The following is a 5688-nucleotide window of genomic DNA, read 5'->3' as shown; positions in this document are numbered from 1 at the left end:
TTCGTATTTCATAAGGGAAGCAACCGCAATCCGAGCCTCGCCGACCTGCAGGCGGTGCTGTCCGCGACCGTGACGCCTTATGAACGGACATTGTTGTTCGATCCCGAGTTCGGGCTGACGCAAATTCAGATCGGGGAAGGCTGCGGCTCCATGACTATGCCGATGACCGACGCGCGCCTTTCGGCGATGACCGCCATGGCCACCGAGGAACTCATGCGCCTCGCCGGCGCCAATGCCGATGGCGGAGAACTGGTCGTGGGGGTGGCAGAGCCCGATAGCCCATCGACAAGTTGGCGCCGCCTCTCCGTGTCAAAATTCCTGGAAATCCCGGTCGAGGGCAGCGAATGGACTTTGCGTCTGTCGTCGCACGTCGCCGGCATGATCCGCGAAGAGACCGCGCGGTTTCCCAATGTCGAGACGGGAGGCCTTCTGATCGGCTCCTGCAGTTCTCTCATGAAGACTGTCACGGTGGTCGACCTGATCGAGGCGCCAGAAGACAGCGTGAGGACGCCGACGCTGTTCGTGCTTGGAACGAAGGGCATGAAGAATCGGATCGATGCCCGTTTCGAGGAAAGCGGCCGCTCGCTGCTTGATGTGGGTACCTGGCACAGCCACCTCGCCGAACAAGGTCCCTCGCCCACCGACCGCAAGACGGCCAAGCAGGTCGCCGTGGAGCGAGCGCCGCCGGCCATCCTTTCTCATTGCCACTCCAGCCACGTACCATGCCATCATGCATCAGGACGCGCCATGAACGATTACCTCGACGCCTACTCCATCAAGGCGCGCCTCGCGCCGGCAGCTCTGGCGATTGCCCCGGTCATTGTCCTGATTGTGCTGGCCTTCAACTGGGTTCAGCCGAGCCTCCCCGAGGCCATCATCGGTCTCGCCGTCATGGTCCTGTTCTTCGCTGCCTCGAATGTGGCCCGCCGCCTGGGCAAGAGGAAGGAGAGACAGCTGTTCGCGACGACCGGCGGGAGACCGGAAAATCGCGAACTGAACCACCTGGATAAGACACTCGACGAGCGGACCAAGGACCGCTACCGCAAATTCCTCGCCAAGCAGCTCGAGCAGCCGGCGCCGACGCGCGACATGGAAGTCGAGGACCCCGACGAAGCGGCTGCGTTCTATGTGCAGTGCTACAACTGGCTGCGCGAGAACACCCGCGACACCGAGAAATTTCGGATTCTTTTCAACGAGAACATCGCCTACGGCTATTACCGCAATCTCCTGGCGCTGAAGCCCTATGGCATCGTGCTCAATCTGCTGACCATCGCCGCCGCGGCCGCAATCATCTACTACAAGCCCGATTTCGCTTGTTGTCGAGGTTGATCAGCGCCATGTCCCCGTTGCCCACGGGGAAAAGGTCAGTTTTGCAGGCATCTGTGTCGGTTCCTATGGTTGGCCGGAACGGGCACGCAACGGATCATTTCCGTGTGCGCGCGCCGCCGGCAACTAGCCTGTGGCTTGTCAATGGAGCCTTGGGGCACTAGAACCGACTTGCAACGGTACGGACCTGTGGTCTGGGCAGTCTTACGGCGCCACGTCCGCAGGTACGCACAAACAGAAGGCAGGCGGTGGAATCACCGTCTGCCTTTTTTATGGCACAGCGTTAAAATGAAGTAAATACGTTCGTGCAGCGCGTTGCACTGAGGGTACGATTATTTGGCAAGTTGTCAACAGGCCAATCGGACCAAAACGCCGCAGGCGGCGATGCATGGCAGGTATGTCTTTTTACATATGGTAGCGGGACCCGAGAACGCAAGTCGCGCTTCACGTTGCTCGGTCGAGGGCCAGGTCGGTGAAGCTCCAGCTGCGCACAGGCCACGTTTGAGGCGCAAGCTTCACCGTCGCATGTGTGCCCTAGCATGGAAACGTCGGACGGCAGCGCCACCAGGGGGTATGTGGCTTCCCAGGCTTTCGTGGACAAATATCAGGCTCGCGGGCCGCTCAAAACATTGCTGCCCGCCCGCGTCGCTCAGGGCACCACGTTCAAGCCGACGCATCCGGACGCGGACGATGCCTACGAATGGATGGGACTGGAGGCCCGAAAAGAGATCTTTGCGCTTTTGGATGCAGCAGTAGCCGATCCTGCCGCAACGGTCAGCATGGTCGCCTACGACATGAGCGAAAGCGAAATCATGGACCGCCTGTTCGCGCTCGGTCCGCGCCTCAGGATGATCATCGACGACAGCGATAAGCATGGGCTCAAGACAAGTGGTGAGACCCAGTCCGAGACACTGCTCAAGGCTTCCGCTGGCGAGGACAACGTCAAGCGGGAACGGATGGGAGGTCTCCAACATAATAAGATGATTATCGTGGATGCGGCCGTCCCGCGCGCCGTCTGCGGTTCGACAAACTTCAGCTGGCGCGGGCTCTATGTTCAATCGAACAACGCCTTGCTGTTAACGGGCGCTCAAGCCGTCGCCCCCCTCAAGGCTGCGTTCGAGGCCTATTGGAAAAAGGATGGGTTCGCCAACGGTCCCTCACCCGACTGGCATCCGCTCGGCTTGGCGGGCATTGATGCCAGCATCACCTTTTCTCCCCATGACACAGCCCGTGCCCGCCTTGCGGAAATCGGCCAGGATGTCGAAAAGGCCCAGGCCTGCCTCCTCTATTCCCTGGCTTTCCTGAGCATCACAGGCGGTGCTGTAACCGACGCCGTGGAAGCGGCTACCAACAGCCCGGTTTCACCTACGGCATTTCCGACAACAACACCGGTGTCACCGTTCATAAGCCCAATGGCAACACTGCACCCGTCTATTTCGCTCGCCTCAACAAACACGTGCCGACGCCGTTTAAGGTCGAACCTTACACCGGCATCGGGCCAAATCTGCACCACAAGTTTCTGGTAATCGATTTCAACACACCTGACGCCCGCGTGTGGACCGGTTCTTACAACTTCAGCAAGCCCGCTGACCTTCAGAACGGAGAGAACCTGCTCCTCATCCGCGACCAAAAAATTGCGACATCGTATATGGTCGAAGGGATACGCATCTTCGACGACTACCATTTCCGCGTCACCCAGGAAGACGCTGCAGAGGCCAAAAAGACATCGTCCTTGCAAAAGGCGCCTACGGCCGGTGAAGACCCATGGTGGGCTGAGGACTATACAGACCCGTTCAAGATCCGAGACCGTGAGCTGTTCGCATAGAGCTACTCTTGCGCCAGAGCCCGGTTCTCAGGGGTTGGCAGGCACATTGCGATCTTTCAGGGTCTCAATGAGCTCCCGCAGAATGGCATTCGTTTCGTCCTGCCTGCGGCGAACTTCCTCGACAATTCTTCCGGTCGCCTGATCGTCGCGCTCCTTGAGCGCCTCAATTAGTTTCTGGTTGTCAGCGCTAGCCGCCCGATCGGCAGAAACCACCTCCCGCGTGAGAGCCTCGATCGCCGGAACGGTGCGATTTGGCGAAAAGTAATCAACGACCATCGGGGCGAAGGGACTCAGCGTGGCGATCACGAGCGCAAATACGCCGACAAGAATTGCTTTTTTGGCTGAACTGTCGGTCTGGCTGGAGGCCTCTTCGAACTTTCCTATAAAGGTCGTTGCCTGGGCTTGAATATCGTTGCCGATCCGCGCGGCGTTTGTCATGACATCCAGCATGCTTTCAAACTTCCGTTCGATTTCTGCCAGCTGCGCATTCGTGTCCAGAATGGGGTTTCTGGGCATCTGGAAATCCGGCATTCTAGGGGCCGAAATAGCTCGCTCGGTCAATAGCCCCCCGGCATCCGGCTTCGAGATTGAATCGAGCAGTCGCCTTTGGCCTTCCACCTGATCCAGTATGGACCTCATTGCAGGCGACGGCTGTGTGAGCGATTCAAAGCGCTTCCGAAGCGCCTCCGCCTCCTTCGAGGGCCGGAGCAAATCACTGAACTTGTCTTGCTGTTCCTGCAGGCGGATGGCCAAGTTTTTAGCAGGATTTACGTGTGACCCAATACCTGCAAGTGTTTTTGCAATCTCGCTCAATGGCTTGGCACCACTGCCGGTGCTTACCTTAAGGTCCTCAAGCTTGATGGGCTTGGGAGAGTCGGGAGAATCGTCACTCATCAGTCATGGTCCCCATGGGATAGCGCCGGTTAGATATAGGAATCCGGAGAACACAGTGCCAGTTCGAATGGCCCATCTCGCAGGCATGCACTCCGACAACCCACCGCCATTCCGGTGGTCTAAATCGGCAGCTTCGGCGCAATGTCGGCGACGAACAAGCGAAGCGCCATGGCGATCTCGCTGAATTCCTCCGCGGTGAAAGAGACCGTTTCCCCCAAGGCGAAGACACGAATACGCAAGTCTCTTTTGATTTTGATCGTCGCGCCCTTTTCAAAGTACTGGTTCTTGTGAACCTCGATCTCTTCCCCGTCGCTGACGGTAGAACATTTCAAACGGGGCAACTTCAGGCTAAGGGCCCCCGCGCCTTCGTCGCAGTCAATATGACCTACAACGCCATTGCGATGTTCCAGACAGTTCCGAGCCCTCTGAAGCGAGCGGTACTCCTCAAAGAAATCGAGCTTCGTCGCCAATTGCGCCTGCACGGCCAGCAGCAAATCTGGAAAATTGAGACTCGACGCCTTCTTTTCCGCCGCGAGATAAATGTCCTCGAACTCGCCCCAGGTCTCGACCTTGCGTCCTTCCCTCAAACCAAGCGTGTAGATGTAGGCTTGCTCGAGCGTAGCCCTCAGCCCCCTGGCCAGTTCCTGAAACGCCTTCCCCAATATCCACGCGCGATAAGCTAGCTTGGCCTTGGCTTGATCGGCGTGAGGCACGAAGCTCAGCCCGGAAAACCCGTCCCGAGGTAGATCGTTGAGATCTGTAGCCTCGATCGCTGACGTGCATACGGCCACCATTTCAGTCGCCAAGCGGATGGCCTGAAGCGCCGGCGCGATCACGCCGTCGCCGTTGAGGGTGACCGTTACACTGGGTTTGTCTTCTTCCGTCACGGCGTCAATGAATCCGTGTCGGCGATGCCGTCGCCCGTGTCGTGATGCCAAGGTAGGCTAATCTGCATGGGGCCATTTGTGCTCCATGGATTTAGCTTCACCACCTTAATTTTAGCTTTTGCACCCTTTTTCGGGCCGCAACTGCAGCCGCTTTTGTACTCCAGGTGAGTTGCTCGGCGGGGCCAAATGATTCACCGATTGGGGTCTGGGGTAAACGATCCCCTCCAGGCATTTTGCTGGTAACGACCCTTATTCTTTCACCCTGTTCGAGCGCCGCGATGTTGTCCAAAGCCGCACCCAGGCGAAATTCCATGACGTTCAGCATGTGCTTAACCCGCTCTTTGTCCGTGGTAGAGGGGAATGTCCGGCGGCCTTCGGAAAACGCTTGAGTTATGTCATCAAATTTCGCGTCTGTAGCCATCGCAAATAAGTCCTGTGGGAAGATGCGGTTGCGCCGTCCGGCCTGTAACAATCCGGGGGCACGGCGAGCATAGATCTTCTCGACCAAATCTGAGCAAAATGACGTTCGACTTGCCGCGTATTGCGAAAAACCCAGCAGGTAGTCATATCGCTGATAGCAAAAATAGAAGAAGTCATAAAACCAAGCACTTTGCTTGCTGATTTCGTGCTGGAGGGCGTCCAACGCGTTCTTGAATGACGGCTTTGGCCTCGCTCTCGGAAGTATGGAGGGTCGACGTAGGATGCGGAACTCTCCGGGAGCTAAGCTGCCGAAAATAGCTGACTCGTCGGCAATCA

Annotated in this window: 6 protein-coding genes; 3 read left to right on the top strand and 3 right to left on the bottom strand. The window is 57.8% G+C overall.

Translation table 11 applies throughout. The annotated features are described in order from the left end of the window. Positions 1-195: 195 nt before the first annotated feature. From EN738_RS29730 to EN738_RS29720, 3 genes are all read left to right on the top strand, one after another. Positions 196-1329, top strand: coding sequence for a Mov34/MPN/PAD-1 family protein (locus EN738_RS29730; RefSeq protein ID WP_210214094.1), 1134 nt, complete (start codon positions 196-198; stop codon positions 1327-1329). A 536-nt stretch (positions 1330-1865) separates the two neighbouring features. Beyond that, the gene (locus EN738_RS29725) at positions 1866-2852 is read left to right on the top strand and encodes a phospholipase D-like domain-containing protein (protein WP_091600496.1); all 987 of its coding nucleotides are present in this window, start codon (positions 1866-1868) and stop codon (positions 2850-2852) included. Continuing rightward, positions 2783-3151 carry a phospholipase D-like domain-containing protein gene (locus tag EN738_RS29720; protein ID WP_164748213.1) on the top strand — a complete coding sequence of 123 codons (369 nt, stop codon included), beginning with the start codon at positions 2783-2785 and terminating at the stop codon, positions 3149-3151. Before EN738_RS29725 ends, EN738_RS29720 begins: the two co-directional genes overlap by 70 nt. Before the next feature lie 27 nt (positions 3152-3178). Here the strand turns inward: EN738_RS29720 and EN738_RS29715 are convergent, their stop codons facing one another. The 3 genes from EN738_RS29715 to EN738_RS29705 form a co-directional block, all read right to left on the bottom strand. Continuing rightward, on the bottom strand, positions 3179-4045 hold the full coding sequence (locus EN738_RS29715) for a hypothetical protein (RefSeq protein WP_091600494.1): 867 nt from the start codon (positions 4043-4045) through the stop codon (positions 3179-3181). Between the two features lie 119 nt (positions 4046-4164). After that, positions 4165-4932 carry a hypothetical protein gene (locus EN738_RS29710; protein WP_091600493.1) on the bottom strand — a complete coding sequence of 256 codons (768 nt, stop codon included), beginning with the start codon at positions 4930-4932 and terminating at the stop codon, positions 4165-4167. Positions 4933-5029: 97 nt separating this feature from the next. Next, positions 5030-5688: hypothetical protein (locus EN738_RS29705; protein WP_210214093.1), on the bottom strand; the 659-nt coding region annotated here is incomplete at its 5' end.

The organism is Mesorhizobium sp. M4B.F.Ca.ET.017.02.2.1 (assembly GCF_003998955.1).
Lineage (GTDB): Bacteria > Pseudomonadota > Alphaproteobacteria > Rhizobiales > Rhizobiaceae > Mesorhizobium > Mesorhizobium abyssinicae.
The sequence above is the reverse complement of the archived record's forward strand: the minus strand, read 5'-3'. Positions and strand labels throughout refer to the sequence as shown.